Origin of the sequence: Lactococcus sp. EKM203L, from assembly GCF_011800585.1 — a bacterium.
In the GTDB taxonomy this organism is placed as follows: domain Bacteria; phylum Bacillota; class Bacilli; order Lactobacillales; family Streptococcaceae; genus Lactococcus; species Lactococcus lactis.
Genome location: NZ_JAALEQ010000016.1, coordinates 1 through 19,470, shown reverse-complemented (window position 1 = coordinate 19,470; position 19,470 = coordinate 1). Strand labels below are relative to the sequence as shown.

The window sequence follows — 19,470 nt, the reverse complement described above, 5'->3', positions numbered from 1 at the left end:
TCACCTGAAATATTTTTCTTTGCTTCTTGTGATAAGTTCGCCCACGAAACTTGTTCGTTACCACCTTTATCAACTTTGTTAGCCAAACCTTGTGCCACTTCATTTTTATCCGCTTTCGTACTATCCAAAAAGACGATTTCAGTTGTTGCGGAGTCAATTTTACTAATTAAACTTGTAAAGTCTTTATTACCGATTATTTGTTCAATCTCACGTTGGATTTCTGAAAGTTCATAAATGTAATTCCCCTGCGGAATGCACTCCTTCCAACCAGCAATTACTGAGTATTGAAAGTTCTTCGTGCTATCAATTATTTTTTCATCATTTTCAAATGAAAACCAAGCGGTAACTTGAGCAACCTCTTGCAAAAAGCTATCCGCAACGATGTAATTGAGTTTAGAATTGATATAATCTACTTCGGTGACTTTGTCTCTGATAACATTTCCGTTGGGTAAAACAGCATTAAAAAACACAGCTAAATGGTTAAAGTTAAAGAGTTGACCATTGGCTGTGATTGTAGCTTGAATAGTTTGAGTATTAATATCCCCTTGTCTCATTTTAAGGAGCCCAACATAATTATTTGGCTCTGTGGTGGACAGTGTTATAAAATGTTCTGTCATAATAGACCCTTTCTAAAATTTGATATAATCCCTTGGATTCTTAAAGTGAGCGCTTGATGATGGCCAATATTGGTCCATAAATTGGAAATGCAAATGTGGTCCAGTCACCGGACCAGTCGCTCCCATAAGTCCAATTTGTTGGCCCTTTTTAACATTTTGACCCACAGAAACATCGATTCTGCTTTGATGTGCATACCCTGTATAAAGTCCATCCGCATGCTTGATGACCGTGTAATTCCCATACCAGTCATAATAATTACTTCCCGCTTGGACAACTTGACCATCGCCAGAAGCTAAGATTGGAGTTGTTGGATTGCCATTAACCAAGTCTATAGCATTGTGAAATTCTTGCGCTCCGGTGATTGGACTAGTTCTCCAACCCATTTCACTTGTTACGGTAATAGGACTTGAAATTGGAGCAATATAACCTCCGCCACCGCTTGGGATTTTAAGATTAACAAATTTGTTATACCATTCTTGCGCCCAAGTGCTACGTTCAGGGTGTCCGTTTAAGGGACGTTCAAAGTTTGATACAAACGCTTGTGTAGCTGTGTTAATATCCGTCAATGTCATGAATTGAGTCCAAGAATATGGATAAGAACTTGTCGCAATCCATTGGCCATTTGGTGAATGCCACATCAAGAGCTTGAATTGGGCTGTGATTGTGTCTGGATTGTCAGTGACTCCTGCTCGTGTCATGAGATTAATCATATAAACACGACCTGAGCTAGCGCCTGAACTATCCGTCCATTGCCAAACTCCATAGCCAAAACCGGGTGCGCCATTGCTTTCATCAGCTGTTGGATTTGCATCAGATTCACCCTGTGCATTTCCGAGTAAAGCGGCTGCCGCTTGTTTAGAGAAACCAGCCCCAATTGCCATCGCCCAGATTTGCCAGTACCGTTTGTCACGGTCACTTGTGACTTCTGGTGGGTATTGACCATTCCATCCACCGCCGCCACCAGAGTTTCCTCCACCGTTGGTATCGATTTTTACGCCATTAACATAAAAGTTACCTTTGATATTAAAATCACCCTGAAGTGTTCCATCTCCAAATAATTTAAACTTAGGTTTATCAAAAGTTGAATCAGACGGAATTTGGAAAACTGGAGTAGAAGAACCATTTCCATCATCTTGGTTTATTGACAAAATATAACCCGGGTAATTAATCAAAGCTGATCCGTTCGCCTTCCTTGTGTTCCCGTCATAAGTTCCAATGAATTCCCCAACTTTCCCACCGTGGATATCTTTTTGCCAATCAGGATTTTTATAATCAACATTATTTGTTTCTTTGTATTGTTCAATCGAAAAAGCACCATTAGATAATACAGATTGAAAAAAAGAATTATTTCCGATTGACTTAACGACAACCCCTTGGATAAGAACTCCTGCTAATATCCCAGCCGCAATGAAAGAAGCATTAAACGTTCCATCTAAAGTCCAAGCGGTTGTGCTTGCTCCATTGTGGACATCTTGGATTGTCGTCCATTGACCTTTTTGACATTGCTTGAAAGATATCCCAGCATTATTTTGAATCATGAAATACTGTGAATCTTGAATTTTTGGGCTATCCATAAAGACTTGTTCATAAGTTTCTCTTGATTGAGAAACGCCCGCTTCAATCCCATTGACCATGTAAATCGAGCCACCGTTCGCACCAGCACCGCGCATAATATCGTCTTGATACTTTCCAATCTCTGTGGAGTCATACCAAGTCATTTTGTTGCTATCAAGGTTAGTGATATTGCTTTGAACCTGTGACAGTTGTCGATTAATTGAGTTGCCACTTAAATTATCACCCAAACTAGCTTGTACTCGACCATTAACATGGTCAGTAACCACTTTAAACACTCTTGTCTGATAGTGATAATTTCGGTCACCTCTGTGGATTGAAACAGTATTTCCAATTGAATCGCTACCTAGAATTTCGGTACTGAATTGAGCCAATGGTCTGCAGTAATAAACCAGTTGGTCATAAGTCTTTTGCAAAAGCTCGCTTGCATCTTCCACGTCATCAAAAATAACAACTGATTTCCGAGGGAGCATTTCTCCATTTGACGGAATGCCATATTCTTTTGTCATTTCTGGATATTCTATCCAATTTTGACCTTTCGGCTTATCCAGCGGATTCCCCTTTGATTTCATCCACTCGACATCTGAAAACTCAAGTCTTCGTCCATATCCGTTCCCGACTTCTTCACCTTTTCCACGGCCAATTAAGGCAGTAACAATATTTGTACGGTCTTTTTGGTGAACAATTTTCAAAACTTTCTCACCATATTCAAAGCGCTTATTTGTTATTTTCCCAATTTGGTCATAGCAATTAATGATTTTTTTAGTAATCTTATTTCCTGTAATTTCAATTGAAAAGGTAAACTCTGCACCTAACTCTTGTAGAGCTTTTAGAGCTTCACGCATGGAAGTATAGTAGAAAGTACTGGAAACTGTTTTAATTGGTTCACAGACACCCAATACCCAGTCGCAACCTGAATCAGATAAAAGCTGATTAATCACATAAGAAAAAGACCTATTTTTAGGTCTTATATCTTTAATAATAAAATTATCCAGTTCATCGACTGCAAAATTTACAGCTTCAAATGAAAGCAGATTATCTTCATCTTTTACGGTTAAAATTCGATATAAAGAAAACTCTTGTTCTTTCGTATCATTGACTGCAATATAGTTGGCATCTTTAATTGTTTCATCAAAAGGTAAATTAGATGATAGCGTGTCATTCATTAGTTCAGAAGCATTGGTTGTGATTTCTCTTGTCTGAACACATTCTATGAATTCATGGGAATCATAACTTTTGATGACTTGTTGCATCTTATCTAAAAATAAGATATTACTCACTAAAGCACCGCCTTTCTATATTGAATCGTTAACTCATAGTTTGAACTTGAAAAATCTGTTCCAGTTGTCAGTCTGATATTTTTAAAATCAGAATCAAGATCTAAGAGGTTGTTATTTACTTTCCCATTAAGAAGAGTATCGCCTGTTTGAAAATCAAATTCCAAAAGGTCGCCATTTTTAGCTTGCGATGACTTCAAGCGATAACTTCCATCAGTTGCAATTAAACCATCTGTCAATAACTCGAATGATAGCTTATCCGGTTTAACTGGGTAAGGTAAAACTTCAATGACCTTATTTTTTACACTTTGAGTTTTTCCGTGTTTAAATGGATCGCTACAAAAGACAGTAAAACTTGAAATGATTGAATTAGTATCTCCTGGCACATTATCTGCAGTTTGGAAACGGCCATAAAAAGTATATTCCAAATCATCATGAAAAATAATAGGGACATCTTCTTGACGAATCAAGTAAGCTTTTAAGGTATCAAACTTTTCTTGTAATACTCGAGAGTCCCTATCCTCCAACTTATATTTTATCGTCAGCTCACGAGGAGGATATTTCACGTTGATGATTACTCCTCCCACTTGCAGTTCTTGTGATTCAAAGCTGAGAGAATACATTTCTCGTCCCTCTACAGCCAATGTCTGATAACCTTCTATGAGTTCTTCTAACCAAGTCCCATCATAACTCATAGCACTGGTTGGAATAAAAGGAAGGTTGCGATAATGCTCCCGTTTTGTCGTATCTCTAAACTTGTACATTTCTACCTCCTAAAATTCCATATTTAAGTTAATTGCTTGACCTTGTGCATTAGAAATGTCATCCACAAAGGCTTTAAAGCTTTGGTTACCAAGCTTCACATTGAATAAAGCTGGCTGCTTCCCTTGGTTAAGATTCACATCATGAGAAACTTGACTACTGATTGAGCGATTAGCAGCCGCAACATTTGCTCCTATGTCCACAGAATAGTCAGAGTTAATTGCGTTGGCAATCATATCCCCCATTCCTGAAACATTGGATTGAACATCACGGAAACCTCCAGTTAAACCAGAATTCAAACCATTCATAATGGCATTACCAGCAGGAATTAAAAGTTTTCTGTCGACACGGATTGGCCCTTTATGCTTCCGAATCCAATCTCCAATTCCACTTATAAATTTCATCCCATCTTCCCACTTTTGTTTGAGCCCTTTGACAAAACCGTCAATGATAGCTTTACCAATATCTAGTAAGTTGATGTTTTTCAAGGTATTGAAGATACCAACAACATTATCAATCAAATCACTCACGCTTTGTTTCAAACCGTCCCAAATTCCTTTGAGACCGTTGACCATACCGTTCCATAAGTCAATTGTACCTTGTTTGAGGTTTTCCCAACCTTGTTTCACACCATTTACAATAGCATTGGCAGAATCAACGACCCACTGTTTGAATGATGCCCAAGTGTCTTTGACCCATTGAACGGTTGCGTTCCATAAATCAACGGTACCTTGCTTGAAGGCATTCCAACCATTAATAACACCATTTACGATATCATTAGCGGTTTGGATAATCCAAGAAACAAAAGCACTCCAAGTGTCTTGAATCCATTGGATTGTTGCATTCCAAAGGTCAATCGTTCCCTGTTTAAATGAATTCCACCCATTGACAACCGCTGTAATCATATTTTGAACAGTAGTAACAATGAAAGTAGTAAGTGTTGTCCAAGCAGTTTGAGCCTCCAACACCAAAGTATCCCATATATTTTGGATGACTCCCCATAAACCTTGGAAGAATCCACCTACAATTTGAACGAATGTCGATACAATGGTTTGAATCGAATCTACCATTGTTTGCCATAACATTAGAGCATCTTTTTTCAGTTGTTCAAAATTACCTGTTATAAGGTCAATCAAGAGTAAGACTGGACCCATTACAACTGTTTTTATCGCTTCCCATGCAGAACTAAAGATTGTTTTAACTTGGTCCCATAAACCAGAGAAGAAAGTAAGGAGCGGTTGAAAAATCTCTTTATAAGCGTTAAATAGGTTTACAATTGGCTCTAACATCTTTGAACCGATGCTTTTTGCGCCGCTGACAATTCCGTCCCAGAGATTTGAGAACCATTTTTTAGTGTTGCTCCAGGCATTTTGGACACCGTCTGCACCACTTTTGGCACCAGACTTAATATTGCCCCAAATTCCTTTTGCTCCATCTTTAATGCCATTCCACTTATCGGAAAACCACTCTTTCACTCCACCCCAAGCATTTTTAACACTGTCAACGGCATCTTTAGCACCTTGGATTGTTCCATTCCAAAGTCCTTTAGCTCCGTTTTTCAGATTATTCCAAGTATCAGAGAACCATTTGGTAATGTCTCCCCATTTTTCTTTGATTGCTTCTGCTGCATCGGACGCAAATTTCTTCACATTTGCCCATACTTCTTTTCCGAATTTAGAAATTTTATCCCAATTTTTATAAACTAAAATTCCTATAGCTATAACAGCCGCTATGGCAGCGATTATTCCTAAAACTGGTAAAGAAATAGCAGTAAAACTACTCCCAATTAGAGCAAGTCCAGAACGTAAGGCTAGAAAGCCGACTTTTACTCTTTGTAGAATAACAACAGCTTGCCCAAATATTACTAATAAAGGTCCTATTGCAGCTACTATCAGCCCAATTGTAACTATCATCTTTTGAACAGGCTCAGGAGCAGAAACAAATTTATCAACTAATCCTGAAATTGAATCGGCAACTTTCCTAACTGCTGGAGCTAAAACCTTTTGAATAACTATTGCAGCTGACTCAAATGCTCCCATCATTTGTTCTAATGATGAGTTCATATTATCCTGCATTGTTCTAGCCATTTCATCTGCAGCACCGTCTGAATTTTTAAGAGACTCAGTTAGTTTCCCTAGCTTATCTGGCCCTTTATCAATTAATGCCATCATTCCAGATAATGATTCTTGCCCATATAGTGTGACCAAAGCATTTTGTTGTTGTTCGGGCGTTAAACCTTTAAAAGCATCTTTTAACATGCCAATTTGGTCTTTTAAAGGTTTCATTTTACCTTCTGAATCATAAAACGATAAACCAAGTTCATCCATTTTAGCTTGCATCATATCAGTCGGTTTCGCTAATCTAGAAAGTGCTCCTCGAAGTGACGTACCAGCTTGAGAACCTTTAATACCTGCATCTGACATAATCCCAATTGCTGCAGATACTTCTTCAATTGAGAGCCCCATAGAATTCGCAACAGGAGCGATATATTTCATCGCTTCTCCCATATCTCCAACTTCTGCATTCGTATCTGCGGCAGCTCTAGCAAATACATTGGCAACGTGGCCAGATTGACTAGCATCAAGATTAAATCCTCTTAAAGCTGTTGCAGCATTTTCAGAAGCCAGTGCAACATCACCACCAGAAACAGCAGCTAAGTCTAAAAGTCCAGGCATTGCTTCCATTATTTCTTTAGCGTTAAAACCAGCAGAAGCTAAATTTTCCATGCCTGCGGCTGACTCTTTCGCACTAAATGCTGTTTTTGCTCCCAAGTCAATTGCTTGCTGTCTAAGTTCCTCGAAGCTTGACCCTGTTGCACCAGAAATGGCTTTAACACGGCTCATTTGAGCTTCAAAGTCTCCACCAATTTTTGCGGCAGCAACCCCAATCCCTACAATAGGTAGTGTAACTGCTTTAGTCAACGTTTTACCTGTTGATGTAGCAACTTGACCTACGGTAGACATCGTGCTATTAGTGTTATTTTGGAAGTTTTGAACTTGTTTAGCAGCATCTTTAAACGTACTAACAAAATTATTATCAGTAGCCTTCAAATAGGCTTGTACACTAAAAGATTCCATATTTTTCCTCCTTTCCTAGTTATTTGCTTTTTTCATGAGGTCAATTAATTTGTTATCCTTTTTAAACTTATTCTCTGGACTTTCGATTCCTAAAATTTCATTTTCTAGTTTTTTCTTGTCAAAGAATTTTTTAAATGTTGGATAAACTGGCTTTTTACCTTGTTGTTTAGTTGCTTGAACTTGCCAATTGGCCCATGCTTGTTCATAAATGAATTCTTCTTCGTCCAAAGTCCTCAACTGAAAGGCAATGGAACGGATTGAATATTCTCGAATTGTCATGCGTTCAAATACAGATAAGTCTTGGATTCCGAAACACCGTAAGAATCTAATCATCATTGACTCATAAGTGTCCTCCGAACTTTCAAACTTTTCGGCTATTTGGTCATTTTTGCTTTGATTAACTTTCCCGTATTGCTTTCAGTAATTTCTTTCAAAACATCATCAAATAATTTTTCAATATCTTCACACTCATCAATAAAATCATCAATATCGCCTTGAGAAAGTTTAGGCGTTTCTGTTCGATTTCCTAAAAATAATACATTCGACAAAGTTGCAATGTTAGCCATCTCTAGTTCAGGGATGATTTTAACAGCAAGTGCTAGACCAAAAGAAACACCATTTTGTTCAATTACTAAATTTTTATCGAGTTCACGTACAAACTTTACTCCAAATTTAAAATGCACTTGTTTGCCTTTAATTGTTAATTCCATTTTGAATCTCCTTAAAAAAATAAAAGAGAGTCTCAGCTCTCTTTTAATTCGTTTTTTATTATCCAGCGTCCCTACGGTCGCTTAACCGATTACTGGGTCACTATGGTGTAATTTCTATTGCTGTATCTTTGAATACATACTGAACAACATCAGCTTGTTCAGCTGTGAGTGTAGCATAGCCCTTTTGAGGTTTACCAAACACTCCGAATTCCAAACTTAGCTCAAGCGCATCTTCAGAATTAGGTTCATAAGAAAAACTTGTAAGATAAGCACGAAGATATTTCGCTTTGTACTTGCCAGTGTTTGCAGTGTCTGTTCCTTTTTCAGCTTTATCAATTTCCCAAACTTCAATGATATCGCCATTATCCATAGCTTCATCCATTTCGTCAAGATGTGGGTCTCCGTTTGCCGCAATAGATGTGGCAGACAAACTGTATTCAATTGCTGCAAGAGCGCCGACGGGCCCATCTTTGGTTGCTGTAGTGTTATAATCTCGAGTTTTTTCATTAGAGTGATCTTCTTGGAAAGCCATTTTCCAAGCTGCTTCTTCTGTTGCTTTACTAAGCAAACGATAGAGCAAAATAATATCTTTACCCTGTTTTGCTGTTAATTCTGTCATATTAAATCTCCTATCTTAGTCTAAATTCTAAGTTAATCAATGCTCTTTTGAGCGGTGTACTTGTTGATGTATCATCCATCATTTGAATGGTACTTGCTTGTAAATTCAAAGCCCAAGAATAGCCATCTGTGGAACTTATATTCAATGCTTGATTAAATATATTACTTGCCATTTTTGAAGCTAGTACACGACCTGCTTTTTCGGCTTTATTCCAAACAGACAATGAAAGACTTACTGTGCCTTTGATATCTGTTTTATTTGGCTCATTAATTATCTGAATACTTTCCATTTCAACAAATGGATAGCCCACTTCATTCATTTGCTTATAATCATAAACGGTATAACCCAAGGCTTGGACTCGTTTGAACATTTCATCAAAAATAGATTGGTCTCGAGTTTTAATCATTTGAGTAACCTTTCTAAATCTTTAATGAATACGCCCTTTTGCTCATTATAAGCTGGTTTTACAAAAGGTTGAGCAGGTTGAAAACGAGTTCCATATTCAACGTATGCGGAATAATCTGTGTGTGGCCCAGCTTGTCCGCTGAATCCACCTTCTGTCAACTCCATTTTTATGGATCGTTTCATATATCCGGTATCAACTGGAACAAGTTTCTGCATATTCGCTGTCATATTTGAAGTGTTAGACTTTACAACTTGTTGAACATCCTTTAAAGAAGCTGCTTTATCCAAATGCTTTATAAGCTGGTCAATCCCTTTTATAGATAAGCTAGATTTCATTGACTTACCTCCTGCAAAATAAAAGTGTTTCGCTCACTTGGATTGCGGTAAGTCATTAAAGCCCACTTTTTATTATCAAACTCAATGTAATCATATTCTGGCATAGTAAAAAGGGGCATCATTCGCATGACTTTCGCCCCTTGTTTAATATCTCCAAAAATTTTTGCACTTCTGTCAGTTCCAATATCAGTGATATTTGCACTAAAAACAGTTCTGGCAGGCTCTTTTTCAACCCATTCGCCTAAATCGGGGTCATAGTGGGAGTCGGACGATGTTTTGATAAAAGTAACTTCATCTAGATATCTCAATACAATCTGAACCTCCCAATCTTCTTATCGCCCTCAGCTTCTTTTGATTTTCGCCACGATTCAATTTCATCGGCATACTCGTCAAAATCAGATTCTGAAAAGGTCATGCTTAGCCCTTCTTGTGAGTAGGACTGCATGCCTTCTTGTCCGATACGATTAAAACGCTTCAAGGAAACGTCCAAAACAACATATTCGAGTTCTGGCGGTACTTCTTCAATGTCAGAACCAAGAATAAGCAATAAACGTTCACGAGTGCGTTTTTCGATTACTTCCAAGCGCTCATCCGATGAGCCGCCTAAAAGCTTTTTTATATCATCAGTGATAGTCATAAGCAACTCCTAATTTTGAAATCAAATCTGATTTCTTATCGTTTTTTGTGTATTCTATCCCTTTAGTTTCAAGAAGCTCTTTTAGCTGATTAACGGTAAGCGTCGTTAGTTCATCATTTTTCACTTGCTTGGTCGCATTTATGTTTTCATATTTATGCAAGTGGCGACTTAGTAGCCGTCCCATTATGCACCAGTCGTAAATGTGACATTAACAACTTTTGTTAAATCATAGAGATACGCTGCGTAATGTTCATCTGCAGTAATTACGGTTGTTTTAGTAACAATATCACGGTCAGTTTCTACCTGAACTCCACGTTTTAAAACTAATTTCAAAGCTGGGCTATTTGAAACAATCTTGAACAATAGAGCTGAACCCTCAGCTAGTTTTTTAGATCGTACAATTTGAGCGCCTAAAACATCAGCGTAAGTTCCATTAATAAAAGCATTTGCTCCTACTTCTGAACCAATTTTTTGTGCGTTTGCATCTTTACGAATTTTTGCCGCATCTTTAGGATTGGCGATAAGAACATAGGCTTGTGCATCCTCATCATCAAAAATATCCAATGCAGCTTGAACTCCGTCAACGTTTGCTGTAGTAGAAACAGTTTGAGTGGTAGTCTTAGCTGCGCTCAATAAGTCGTCATCGACTTTATTTGCAATAGATAGCCCAAGTTGTTTATTAGATTCTCCAATTGGATCACCATAACCAGATAATACGGATTCATCCGTGATTTCTGTACCTTTTGCAGCTTTTTTAATTGTTACTGACTTAGCAGTAGTTCCGATTTTATCTAACGGAATAGCTCCGCCTTCTGCAACATCAGAAGCATCACCAATATAAGTAAAAGCTGGGAATTTCAAAGTATTACCTGGTTGCCCTTGAAGTGTTGTATCAACTTGTGCAAGAGGTGCAAACCGAAGTGCTTTATTCAATTCGTATGAAACAATTGGTGCAAGCACCTCTGGATTTACTAAGTCTGCGAGTGTTGTTTTTGTATTTGCCATTTTAATAGCCTCCTGTTATTTTTTTAAATTCTTCTGGATTAGATTTTGCTAACTCAGCTTTTTCAGCATAAGTCATTGAATCAAATTTATCTTTATCGACTGATATTACATTACCCGGAACACGTTTAGGTGTTGTCCCTGTGTTTCGTGCTTTTTCCCATTGTGAGCGTTGATTATCAAGCAAATTGAGGAAAGTTTTTACATTGCTGTAAGTTTTTTCTTCGTCAACATCAACTAACAATCCTAATTCAGCAGCACTCAAAGCAATTCCACTTTCTTTCAATACTTCATCAGCTTGGCTGGTAATGTTTGAAATTTTGATTTGTGCTTTAAGGCTTGCGATTTCATCGTCTTTAGCTTTTTGAAGTTCGGCAGCTTTTTCTTCGTCAGATTTTTCTTTAACTGATTTTTTGCCACCTTTTTCAAGTTCTTCAATACGAGCCATCGCTTGGTCAAGCTGTGTTTTTGTTTCATTTTTTTCAGCTTGCTCTTTGCCGATTCGTTTTTGAAGCTTTTCGACAATTTTGTCATTGTCAGTTGATTGTTCTTGTTGCTCTTCTTCATTCGTTTCTGTTTCAGTTTCTGAACCAACTTCAGACGTCTCATCAGCTGCTTCTTCTGCGAACAGTTGCAAATTAAGGGGTAAAAGTTCTGTATGTTCCATTTCTGGTTCCTCCTACTCGCATTTAAAGACTTGGGAGTCTGATTTTCTCGTGTTTTATTTAGTGTCCACAACATTCGGAAACGGACAATAAAAGCGAATATCAGTGACAAACGCAATTACATTTAGCGAATTTCTCATCCTTTAATTGATTTACCTTTAGCTTCTTCCTTAAGTTTAAAAGAATATACTTCATTATTTTCTTTGAGATTATCTAATCCGTCAACCTTACCGTAAAACGTTACTGTAATTTAAGAAAGATTATCCAAGCCTGTTTTAATTTCGATATTTTTTAAGTGTTTCAGCTTTTTTTCGTTAACGATTAATCCATTATCAATTTTAATTTGGTTATAAAAGTCATCTTTCATTTTTTATTTCCTTTTCTTTTATTGCGCAATTCTTCAATCGCTTTGTCAGCTTCTGCCCTATCGTCAAACGCTTGTTTGTATTCATCTTGACTGATTACTCCACGATTAAATAAACTATCATAAAAAGCTTTATCATCAACATGCGGTGCTGTGCTGCATCTACAGAACGGGTGCATGTTAGGTGCATTAATACCAGGCGACATATCTTTAATCTTGAATATTTTACCATTCAATGCCCCACAGATAGGGCAAGCTGACGGTTCAGCAATATACTCATAACTTTCAATATCCGCTTTTTTATAGCTTTCTTCTTGAATAGCCGTTTGAACTCTCGTTGTTTCTGATACTAGCAATCGTTGTGCGTTGTAAGTCGCATTAAGCTTTCCTTGTTCAGTCATCAGCCTTTTAAGTTGTGGGGCTAGTGCTTTCGGATTGATTCCGCCAGTTACTGAACGAATGAGAAGTTTTTCAATATCAGCTTTCAATTCAAATTGATATTGCCAAAGTTTGTCAGAGAAACTGGCAAATCCTTCGACCTTATAACTTCCATTAAGAACTGATTCAACTAAACTGTTATAGCCTTTCTTTGGAACGCTTAAACCAAGAATTCCGGCTTGTCTTTCAAATTCTGTGAGAGCTGCACCAGTCAAATTCTTTGAGAAATATTTGTCCAAATCGTCAAATACAGAAATAAGCTCCAGACCAATATTTGCTTTCAGAAGTTCTAAACGATTCACTCTCATGGTCAAGTTATAAAGTTTCAACACTTGATTTGCTTGGTGCGAAAAGTCTTTTTCTTCTACGTATTTCTTAGCTTTATTGGCAAATGCTTTGACATCCATTTTATCCGCACGTTTCATGGCTTCACTAATAGAAACCCCTTGACCATTCGCAAAGTTCTGCCAGTTGGCATTGATTTCTTTTTGAATAGCCTCTTGAGCTTCAAATAGCTTATCCATGATTTGTTTCATGCGTTTAGTATCATCTTTGATTTGTTGCGCCTGCCACGCTTGCTCACGTTTTTTCCAGTAATCAGGAGTTTTCATAAGTTACTCCTCATTGGTTTGAGAAACCGCTGCGTCCGTTCCCTTTTCACTAGGTTGCTTGTCCTTGTCAAAAATAGCTGTAGAAGATTCTTCTTTTTTGATTTTTTCCATTTCAGATTGGACATCTGGAATAACAGAGATGACACTCAAAGCAGTCTCTTGGCTTGTAATTCCCATAAGAATATTAGCAGTCTCAGCTTGCTCTTTAATATCTTTAGGCTCATTACGTGTAAAGGTGTACTCAATATCTTTCCAAGCATCCTTGTTTGAAACATTTGTACTTAACTCACAATATAATTTGTAACGGCTATTCAATGAAGATTGGAACTTACGTTGAAATGACAAAGCTAAGTTGCTCATTGCTTGAAGCTTGTAAGCTAACGAGACACCACTTGATGACCCGAAAGATTCATCAGAGATATTCGCAACCATTGTTGTTTGGAAGATTAATTTAGTCAGTCTGTCCAATAGATTTTCCGTTTGAGAATCACTATCCGGCTTTTCTAAGAATTTAACATCTACATTTTTCGCTTCGGAACTCTCGCCATAATAATTAATAACACGGTTACTACGAATGTTTTTCAAGTCCTCTTCTTCAACTGCAGCACCTAAGAATGCCAAGTACTGATCGCTGAAATAATCAACATCATTTGCTTTTTCACTAATTGCTTTGTTAAAAGCGTTGACTAATGAAATAACAGATTCAAAGATACTCATCCGTTCTTCGTTGAAATAGAACTCTACAACTGGCAAATCTGGATATGGGTTGTAAGTCTTTTCTCCAAAACTAATCTCATCATTTTCTCCGCTGATTTTAATAGTTTCAAGTAGAGTATAAACTTCTCCTTGAAGTTTTTTGTCCTCGTCAATACCATATCTCACGGCAAATAAAGGCTCTTGTTTGACTGTATCGTCATAGACCATAAACATATTTTCTGGACCATTATAAACAACATTCGTTTGAGTGTCCTCGTCTTGATACAAGAGCTCAAACGCTCGACCATAAATACAAGCCATCTTTGCAAGCTCTGACTCTTCATCTTCCATGTCATTCAGGTTATCAAATTCTTGCAGTTTAGAAAGTATTTCTTTATCTGAATGAGACTTTTTAACTGGAATCCCATTGAAGTAGCCTGTGAAAGTATCAACAATATATTTAGTGAAGTTAACAGCTAAACGATTATCTGGTTTCCAAGGGTCTTTTGCCGGTTCATCATCAATAGTCATAATTCCAAGATACATATTTTTTAAGTACTCATACCGAGCAACTTCTAATTTATGTTTTTCCATGAACTTGTTAACCACTTCAACTGTGATTGGTTCATCTTTTGGAAATGTCATTAATTTAGGTGGTTTGTATTTCAATTAGAATCCTCCTTTGAAAGATTTTAGTTTTGCTTTACGAGTTGTCATTGTCTCAGCAATCCCGGTTGTTGCATCTGGCGCATCATCATGTTTATTTTTACCTTCACGTTGATAAGTCGTCATTGCTTGATAGTATTCTGGAAAGCGAGTCCGCCAGTCATTTGGAAATCGAACGTGCTGCTCTATCCAGTAACTATTGGAATAAATTCGGGCTTCTTTATTATTTCCTTGGAAGAAATCTTCTACAGCACAAGCAACTTTACCTTGAATCTTATCTCTGACAGAACGAGCAAAAGACCGACCGCCATTGTTACGCTCGATTCTTGATGCATTTACTCTGTTATTAATTAATTGATTGGCCACTGCGTTTTCTGTGTATTCCATCGGCTTTTGAGTGTAAATAATATCCAACACATCCGCAAAGCCGTCTGAGGTTTCACCCCACACAATCGAACAGAGATAGTCTTTCCCAGTGTCTGCAGTATCGCAATAATTCCAAATCTTTTTGTACTCTGAGCGAGCGTTGTAGGTTTGGAACTCACTATATAATCGACCTTTGACATCAATCGGTTCTTGTTGGTAGTTGGCGCTGGCAATATCAGCACCCATTGTTTTTACTTTGCGCTTATAATCTTCGAGTGTCAGAACATCATCACAAAGCATTTCATTCGTTTGCTCATTAAAAGCCTTAAAATTAATATGCTTTACTCGATAGCCATTCTTAGGCAATTCACGCAAAGCCCGTCCAGCTAAATCTTCACTATGCCAACGAGTCATATTGATAATAATCTTTCCGCCTGATTCCAAACGTGAAAGCATGGTATTAACAAACCAGTCCCAATGTTTTTCTAGAACTGTCGCATTGTTGGCTTCCTCAGCATTCTTAATAACATCATCTATGATAATAATGTCAGCACCAAAACCTGTTGCAGTACCTGTTGGAGAGGTTGCCAGATAGTTGTTATAACCGTCCGACAAACTCCAAAGGTTTTTCGCAGCATCTCCATATTTTATTGCAGCATCGAAAATATCGGAGTAAACGATTTTGTTTTCGTCTGCTTTTTCTTCTTGAAGTGTATTACGAACATTTTTAGAAAAGACAGTAGATAAAGTTTCGTTATATGAACCAGTCATGATTTTCTTCGTGTGGTCATTACCAAGCACCCACTCTACAAATTTACCGAGCGTGAGCGACTTCCCGTGACGTGGCGGAAGATTCAAAACTAAAACATCGTGTTCATCATCATTTAGAAACGACTGAAACTCTTCACACATCGTCACTAGATAAGTCCTATCTCGTTTATAAAAGCTTGGCATGATGAGATTACAGTAATCAAAGAAAAAGCGCTTGGACAGCTCAATTTTTGCCCCTAGCGCTATTTTATCCATCACGACTCGCCAACTTTCTAAGCTCTTCAGTTGATAAATCTACAAAAGGATTGGTTTTGACTGAACCAGATAATTCAACTTTGTTTGTATAATCGCCATCCATTTTATTAAGAGTGTCAATTGCCTTAATCATGTCAGCTTCTTTTTCGGCATTTTTAGCTATCTCTGATAGAGTGACCATTCGCTCTTTACGAGTCATAATCGCAGCATCTTGAGCTTCTTCTTGAAGTTCTTTATACCTTACCAAAACCTTACCAAAAAGTTCGCTTGCTTTTACATCTACAGTTGAATCTTTCCACTTTGATGATTGCTTAAATGCTTCTCTGTATGCTTTTCGTTGGCTCATGCCAGAAATTAGGCATTGAACAAATTTTTCGTGTCTTGCATTTTCTAATACTGGCATTTAATCTCCTTTCCAACAATAAAAGGCTGCCCAATGGACAACCTGTAATAAAATATAATAGCAAGTCAGGGAGTCGAACCCTAACAAGCTTATGAAGCAAATTCAAACCGATACTTATGATATTTTGTGCTTTTGCCTTTTACTTCATAATACCAGTATATCAGCAAAAACAAGGGTTGAGGTGCCAATTTCATGCCAAAAACGTGCTATTTTTCTCCCAATTTGTCCCATGATTTCAGATAAAACTAATAATATGAGGGTCAATGTCTTTTCTAAAGCGATAATAAATAAACTTAGCTTTCTTTTCTGAAATCTCAATTCCTTCGTTATCAAGTTCCATTATCACTCTGTACCAAGTAAGACCACCGTAACCAAAGTGTTTCAGCCTTACAATTTCTTTTTCATTATAAATCAAGGAGTCATACCATAGGTTGAATTGGTACATGAGGTCTTTGAGCTTGATGTATTCCTCATCATTTTCAAGCGCTTCTTTATTTAAAACATGACTTTCAGGCTCCGAACCACCAGAATAAGCTGTACGGATGCCTAAATTATCTACTTTTTGTTTATAAAGATATCTGCTTTCAATTGATTTTATTCTGGCTTCAAGTCTGCCATTTACGTAATCTCCAATAATTCTATCTAACTTATCTGCCATTAATCAAATTCTCCTTTTGTGGTATAATTAAGTTAGAAATTCAGTTGCCGAAGCCCATTGCCGTGGGCTTTTTTGTTTTCATGTAATACCCATAGATTTTAATATCAATCCTATAATCAAACATGACATTGCGAATAAGAGTACATAGTATTTTGTTTTTTCGTAGAAATAAGTAACTCCATGAGTAATTGGTTTATAAATACTTCTATCAAAAGCTTTACCGGCTTTTTCTATGAAATTACAGACCATTTCCATTTTATTCCCTCCAGTTGAGTTTAGCGAGTTCCTAGCTCAGTATGATATAATACGTGTGACCACAAAAAAATATAGAAAATATTTTTTATCACACCCGCTCGAATTTGGTCAATTCGGGCATTTTTATTTTGGAATAAATTATTGGTCTGTGTGCTATAATGTTGATGACCAAAATAAAAATCGCAGTATTCTTCAGTATTTCGCTCGAACTTGGTCAGTTCGGGCATTTTGTTATAATTAAAGATTTTTTAATAAATCAAATTTTATAGTTGTCAATTAATCAGTGGTATAATAAATGTGACCATTTAATATTAACTAATAATTTTTACAACAATCGCTCAAGCTTGGTCAACTCGAGCTTTTTTGTTATAACTTATTTTTATTATGGTATAATGTAGTAGACCTAAATTTTAAGAATAAAATTTAAACCTAGAACATATAACTCGAACCTGGTCAGTTCGGGTTTTTTTATTTTGGTATGAATTATAGTTATATGTGCTATAATATTTAAGACCAAAAAAATTCGCAATATTGTTCAGTATTTCGCTCAAGCTGGGTCAGCTTGGGCTTTTTTATATTTCCTTTTATTTAAATCATATTGCTTGTACTTGGTTAGCAATAGTTTTAAAATAAAATTGTACAACCAATACAAACTATTTGAAGGAGGACTAACTCATGAGCTATGTCGTAGATAAAAGTGGTGACTTCAGTGATTATCATGAAGTACACAAGGGAACTTGCCCTAATCGCCCAAAAGTTAATGATTCATATCTTATTGATGGGGATTTTGAAAATGATATCGAAGCAATGGAATACATTCGTAGAACTTATCCATCACTTCAAATTAGGCCGTGTTCATCTTGCATGGATATATCATCACGTTAACTTGTTATCCCTCAAAGCCCATATCTTTGATTTGGGCTTTTTTTGCGTTCAATTATCCTTCCATAAATAGAGAATCATAATTAAGATATAAAGAAATTGTCTTGTTTCAGCCAATCCCCAATTTCTAGAAATATGTTCAAATATGAGGTAAAAGACTGATAAACAAGTTGCTCTTATTAACCCTTTGATAACTTTATCTTTCATCTTTTAGTCTCCTTATAATCTTGATACAGACCTTCGAATATTGCTGTAGCACATTGTAACGTAGCCAGTCCTAATTCAGCAGCAGAACCTTTGAAGTATGTTCCGTCTTCATTCCATCCAGCGATTGAGTAAGGATACTCATTTTCTGGATGAAAAATGATATGTAATTCTTTAATCATGGTCTACCTCCCGGTATATCTTCAACGTAGCATTTCATATCTGCACCTAACCCAATAGGTGGTACATCAATAGCTGAAACTGTTGTATTTGAGGGATGTAAGCTTTTGCCAATATCTATAAAAGCTTTTCCTATAACCATTGATATGTTTGATACAGCGATTTTGATACCATTGAAAAGTTTGATGAAAGTTTCAATATTTGGAGCATAACTCTTAATTAACCTATGCTTAATCCTCAACCATTTAATTTGTCGTTTTTTAGTTGTTTGTCTTTGTTTCTTCCAACTTGCTTTCATTCAATCCCTCCCCACCAGTCATTGACCAGCGATATTAGTTTGTCGGTCATTTTATTTCTCCTTTGGAATTTTGAATAGTCTCTGATAGTTCCCAAATTAGCTTGTTTTACACTATTCAGTAAAAGTTTGATATAATACTCGTTAATAAATATTGGAGGATTATTGAATGCAAAATGTAGATTTAATCAAAAACGAAATCAAAACAGTTATAGACACTTGCGATAAATTAATTCATGAAGAAAAATTTGATGAATTAGTTAATTTTTATACCGAAGATGCTACGTTAGTAATAAAACCTGGTATGAACGCAAATGGCCGTGAACAAATTAAATCTGCTTTTATAAAAATTGCATCTTACTTTGATAATTCAATTAAACCTGTTGAGGGAAAAATGATTTACCTTGTTGCAGGAGATACAGTTCTTGTGCTAGCTCAAACATTTTTAGAAGCAAATCAAACAGCAACTGATAACTCTGAATTTTCAATGAAACGTAGAGCAACTTATGTTTTTCGCAAAATTGACGAAAAGTGGCTCTGTGCAATTGATAATTCTTATGGAACATCACTTGTAGACTAAAAATAATACACATTAAGCAATCTCATAAAGGTTGCTTTTTTCATCCCTCCCCCACTTTCACTAAATCAACTCCGAGGGCTTTGCCTGCGAGGTAGGCGAATACTATTCGATAATTACCAGCAATAGTTTGAACAATTAACTGTGGTATTTCATCATATGTTACTCT

General features: G+C 36.7%; 24 protein-coding genes. 2 read left to right on the top strand and 22 right to left on the bottom strand.

All coding sequences use genetic code 11. The features are described 5' to 3' along the window. The 19 genes from HFD15_RS13245 to HFD15_RS13155 all read right to left on the bottom strand — a co-directional run. Positions 1-617 (bottom strand): BppU family phage baseplate upper protein (locus HFD15_RS13245; protein ID WP_167593734.1); only part of this gene is annotated, 617 nt, incomplete at its 3' end. Positions 618-629: 12 nt separating this feature from the next. Beyond that, the gene (locus HFD15_RS13240; RefSeq protein ID WP_167593733.1) at positions 630-3,470 is read right to left on the bottom strand and encodes a phage tail spike protein; all 2,841 of its coding nucleotides are present in this window, start codon (positions 3,468-3,470) and stop codon (positions 630-632) included. Next, positions 3,470-4,231 (bottom strand): distal tail protein Dit, encoded by a 762-nt coding sequence (locus HFD15_RS13235; protein WP_167593732.1) that lies wholly within the window; start codon positions 4,229-4,231, stop codon positions 3,470-3,472. The genes HFD15_RS13240 and HFD15_RS13235 overlap by 1 nt, the downstream gene beginning before the upstream one ends. Positions 4,232-4,240: 9 nt before the next feature. Next, positions 4,241-7,306, bottom strand: a complete 3,066-nt coding sequence (locus HFD15_RS13230) for a phage tail tape measure protein (RefSeq protein ID WP_167593731.1) — start codon at positions 7,304-7,306, stop codon at positions 4,241-4,243. A 15-nt stretch (positions 7,307-7,321) separates the two neighbouring features. Next, positions 7,322-7,642, bottom strand: a complete 321-nt coding sequence (locus HFD15_RS13225; protein WP_370519805.1) for a hypothetical protein — start codon at positions 7,640-7,642, stop codon at positions 7,322-7,324. Between the two features lie 38 nt (positions 7,643-7,680). Then, on the bottom strand, positions 7,681-8,016 hold the full coding sequence (locus tag HFD15_RS13220) for a tail assembly chaperone (protein ID WP_015966829.1): 336 nt from the start codon (positions 8,014-8,016) through the stop codon (positions 7,681-7,683). 100 nt (positions 8,017-8,116) lie between these two features. Further along, positions 8,117-8,635: a phage major tail protein, TP901-1 family gene (locus HFD15_RS13215; RefSeq protein WP_167593730.1), complete on the bottom strand. Its 519-nt coding sequence runs from the start codon at positions 8,633-8,635 to the stop codon at positions 8,117-8,119. Between the two features lie 10 nt (positions 8,636-8,645). Then, positions 8,646-9,041, bottom strand: coding sequence for a phage capsid protein (locus tag HFD15_RS13210; RefSeq protein WP_167593729.1), 396 nt, complete (start codon positions 9,039-9,041; stop codon positions 8,646-8,648). Then, positions 9,038-9,376: an HK97-gp10 family putative phage morphogenesis protein gene (locus tag HFD15_RS13205; protein WP_167593728.1), complete on the bottom strand. Its 339-nt coding sequence runs from the start codon at positions 9,374-9,376 to the stop codon at positions 9,038-9,040. The genes HFD15_RS13210 and HFD15_RS13205 overlap by 4 nt, the downstream gene beginning before the upstream one ends. Next, positions 9,373-9,684 carry a hypothetical protein gene (locus HFD15_RS13200; protein WP_167593727.1) on the bottom strand — a complete coding sequence of 104 codons (312 nt, stop codon included), beginning with the start codon at positions 9,682-9,684 and terminating at the stop codon, positions 9,373-9,375. The genes HFD15_RS13205 and HFD15_RS13200 overlap by 4 nt, the downstream gene beginning before the upstream one ends. Continuing rightward, positions 9,681-10,013: a phage head-tail connector protein gene (locus HFD15_RS13195; RefSeq protein ID WP_167593726.1), complete on the bottom strand. Its 333-nt coding sequence runs from the start codon at positions 10,011-10,013 to the stop codon at positions 9,681-9,683. Before HFD15_RS13195 ends, HFD15_RS13200 begins: the two co-directional genes overlap by 4 nt. Then, positions 10,000-10,197 carry a HeH/LEM domain-containing protein gene (locus HFD15_RS13190; RefSeq protein WP_167593725.1) on the bottom strand — a complete coding sequence of 66 codons (198 nt, stop codon included), beginning with the start codon at positions 10,195-10,197 and terminating at the stop codon, positions 10,000-10,002. The genes HFD15_RS13195 and HFD15_RS13190 overlap by 14 nt, the downstream gene beginning before the upstream one ends. Next, positions 10,197-11,018 carry a N4-gp56 family major capsid protein gene (locus HFD15_RS13185; RefSeq protein WP_167593724.1) on the bottom strand — a complete coding sequence of 274 codons (822 nt, stop codon included), beginning with the start codon at positions 11,016-11,018 and terminating at the stop codon, positions 10,197-10,199. The genes HFD15_RS13190 and HFD15_RS13185 overlap by 1 nt, the downstream gene beginning before the upstream one ends. A 1-nt stretch (position 11,019) precedes the next feature. Next, the gene (locus HFD15_RS13180; RefSeq protein ID WP_167593723.1) at positions 11,020-11,682 is read right to left on the bottom strand and encodes a DUF4355 domain-containing protein; all 663 of its coding nucleotides are present in this window, start codon (positions 11,680-11,682) and stop codon (positions 11,020-11,022) included. Between the two features lie 361 nt (positions 11,683-12,043). Beyond that, the gene (locus HFD15_RS13175; protein ID WP_167593722.1) at positions 12,044-13,093 is read right to left on the bottom strand and encodes a minor capsid protein; all 1,050 of its coding nucleotides are present in this window, start codon (positions 13,091-13,093) and stop codon (positions 12,044-12,046) included. Positions 13,094-13,096: 3 nt separating this feature from the next. Further along, complete coding sequence (locus tag HFD15_RS13170) at positions 13,097-14,458, bottom strand: phage portal protein (protein ID WP_167593721.1); 1,362 nt, start codon at positions 14,456-14,458, stop codon at positions 13,097-13,099. Further along, positions 14,459-15,847: a phage terminase large subunit gene (terL, locus tag HFD15_RS13165; protein ID WP_167593720.1), complete on the bottom strand. Its 1,389-nt coding sequence runs from the start codon at positions 15,845-15,847 to the stop codon at positions 14,459-14,461. Continuing rightward, positions 15,840-16,250, bottom strand: a complete 411-nt coding sequence (locus HFD15_RS13160; RefSeq protein ID WP_167593719.1) for a terminase — start codon at positions 16,248-16,250, stop codon at positions 15,840-15,842. Before HFD15_RS13160 ends, terL begins: the two co-directional genes overlap by 8 nt. A 235-nt stretch (positions 16,251-16,485) precedes the next feature. Then, on the bottom strand, positions 16,486-16,908 hold the full coding sequence (locus tag HFD15_RS13155; RefSeq protein ID WP_014024904.1) for a RinA family protein: 423 nt from the start codon (positions 16,906-16,908) through the stop codon (positions 16,486-16,488). Between the two features lie 930 nt (positions 16,909-17,838). On the opposite strand from HFD15_RS13155, the gene HFD15_RS13150 reads away from it, so the two are divergent. Further along, positions 17,839-18,048 (top strand): hypothetical protein, encoded by a 210-nt coding sequence (locus HFD15_RS13150; protein WP_015426807.1) that lies wholly within the window; start codon positions 17,839-17,841, stop codon positions 18,046-18,048. A gap of 48 nt (positions 18,049-18,096) precedes the next feature. Here the strand turns inward: HFD15_RS13150 and HFD15_RS13145 are convergent, their stop codons facing one another. From HFD15_RS13145 to HFD15_RS13135, 3 genes are read right to left on the bottom strand one after another with little or no spacing between them, the layout of a single operon-like run. Beyond that, entirely contained in the window at positions 18,097-18,252 is a 156-nt protein-coding gene (locus HFD15_RS13145; RefSeq protein ID WP_042230506.1) for a hypothetical protein, read from the bottom strand. After that, positions 18,249-18,431, bottom strand: coding sequence for a hypothetical protein (locus HFD15_RS13140; protein WP_167593718.1), 183 nt, complete (start codon positions 18,429-18,431; stop codon positions 18,249-18,251). Before HFD15_RS13140 ends, HFD15_RS13145 begins: the two co-directional genes overlap by 4 nt. Continuing rightward, on the bottom strand, positions 18,428-18,727 hold the full coding sequence (locus HFD15_RS13135; RefSeq protein ID WP_015426809.1) for a hypothetical protein: 300 nt from the start codon (positions 18,725-18,727) through the stop codon (positions 18,428-18,430). The genes HFD15_RS13140 and HFD15_RS13135 overlap by 4 nt, the downstream gene beginning before the upstream one ends. A gap of 166 nt (positions 18,728-18,893) precedes the next feature. On the opposite strand from HFD15_RS13135, the gene HFD15_RS13130 reads away from it, so the two are divergent. After that, the gene (locus HFD15_RS13130; protein WP_167593717.1) at positions 18,894-19,304 is read left to right on the top strand and encodes a nuclear transport factor 2 family protein; all 411 of its coding nucleotides are present in this window, start codon (positions 18,894-18,896) and stop codon (positions 19,302-19,304) included. Positions 19,305-19,470 lie beyond the last annotated feature (166 nt).

What these genes read in the sequence shown, in the direction of transcription:
- HFD15_RS13220 (WP_015966829.1), bottom strand. Translation starts at nt 8,016, where the DNA reads ATGGAATTAACAATTAAAGGCAAACAAGTGCATTTTAAATTTGGAGTA.
- HFD15_RS13235 (WP_167593732.1), bottom strand. Translation starts at nt 4,231, where the DNA reads ATGTACAAGTTTAGAGATACGACAAAACGGGAGCATTATCGCAACCTT.
- HFD15_RS13190 (WP_167593725.1), bottom strand. Translation starts at nt 10,197, where the DNA reads ATGGGACGGCTACTAAGTCGCCACTTGCATAAATATGAAAACATAAAT.
- HFD15_RS13135 (WP_015426809.1), bottom strand. Translation starts at nt 18,727, where the DNA reads ATGAAAGCAAGTTGGAAGAAACAAAGACAAACAACTAAAAAACGACAA.
- HFD15_RS13130 (WP_167593717.1), top strand. Translation starts at nt 18,894, where the DNA reads ATGCAAAATGTAGATTTAATCAAAAACGAAATCAAAACAGTTATAGAC.
- HFD15_RS13210 (WP_167593729.1), bottom strand. Translation starts at nt 9,041, where the DNA reads ATGATTAAAACTCGAGACCAATCTATTTTTGATGAAATGTTCAAACGA.
- HFD15_RS13150 (WP_015426807.1), top strand. Translation starts at nt 17,839, where the DNA reads ATGAGCTATGTCGTAGATAAAAGTGGTGACTTCAGTGATTATCATGAA.
- HFD15_RS13195 (WP_167593726.1), bottom strand. Translation starts at nt 10,013, where the DNA reads ATGACTATCACTGATGATATAAAAAAGCTTTTAGGCGGCTCATCGGAT.
- terL (WP_167593720.1), bottom strand. Translation starts at nt 15,847, where the DNA reads ATGGATAAAATAGCGCTAGGGGCAAAAATTGAGCTGTCCAAGCGCTTT.
- HFD15_RS13155 (WP_014024904.1), bottom strand. Translation starts at nt 16,908, where the DNA reads ATGGCAGATAAGTTAGATAGAATTATTGGAGATTACGTAAATGGCAGA.
- HFD15_RS13145 (WP_042230506.1), bottom strand. Translation starts at nt 18,252, where the DNA reads ATGAAAGATAAAGTTATCAAAGGGTTAATAAGAGCAACTTGTTTATCA.
- HFD15_RS13215 (WP_167593730.1), bottom strand. Translation starts at nt 8,635, where the DNA reads ATGACAGAATTAACAGCAAAACAGGGTAAAGATATTATTTTGCTCTAT.
- HFD15_RS13230 (WP_167593731.1), bottom strand. Translation starts at nt 7,306, where the DNA reads ATGGAATCTTTTAGTGTACAAGCCTATTTGAAGGCTACTGATAATAAT.
- HFD15_RS13180 (WP_167593723.1), bottom strand. Translation starts at nt 11,682, where the DNA reads ATGGAACATACAGAACTTTTACCCCTTAATTTGCAACTGTTCGCAGAA.
- HFD15_RS13175 (WP_167593722.1), bottom strand. Translation starts at nt 13,093, where the DNA reads ATGAAAACTCCTGATTACTGGAAAAAACGTGAGCAAGCGTGGCAGGCG.
- HFD15_RS13160 (WP_167593719.1), bottom strand. Translation starts at nt 16,250, where the DNA reads ATGCCAGTATTAGAAAATGCAAGACACGAAAAATTTGTTCAATGCCTA.
- HFD15_RS13225 (WP_370519805.1), bottom strand. Translation starts at nt 7,642, where the DNA reads ATGATGATTAGATTCTTACGGTGTTTCGGAATCCAAGACTTATCTGTA.
- HFD15_RS13185 (WP_167593724.1), bottom strand. Translation starts at nt 11,018, where the DNA reads ATGGCAAATACAAAAACAACACTCGCAGACTTAGTAAATCCAGAGGTG.
- HFD15_RS13205 (WP_167593728.1), bottom strand. Translation starts at nt 9,376, where the DNA reads ATGAAATCTAGCTTATCTATAAAAGGGATTGACCAGCTTATAAAGCAT.
- HFD15_RS13140 (WP_167593718.1), bottom strand. Translation starts at nt 18,431, where the DNA reads ATGATTAAAGAATTACATATCATTTTTCATCCAGAAAATGAGTATCCT.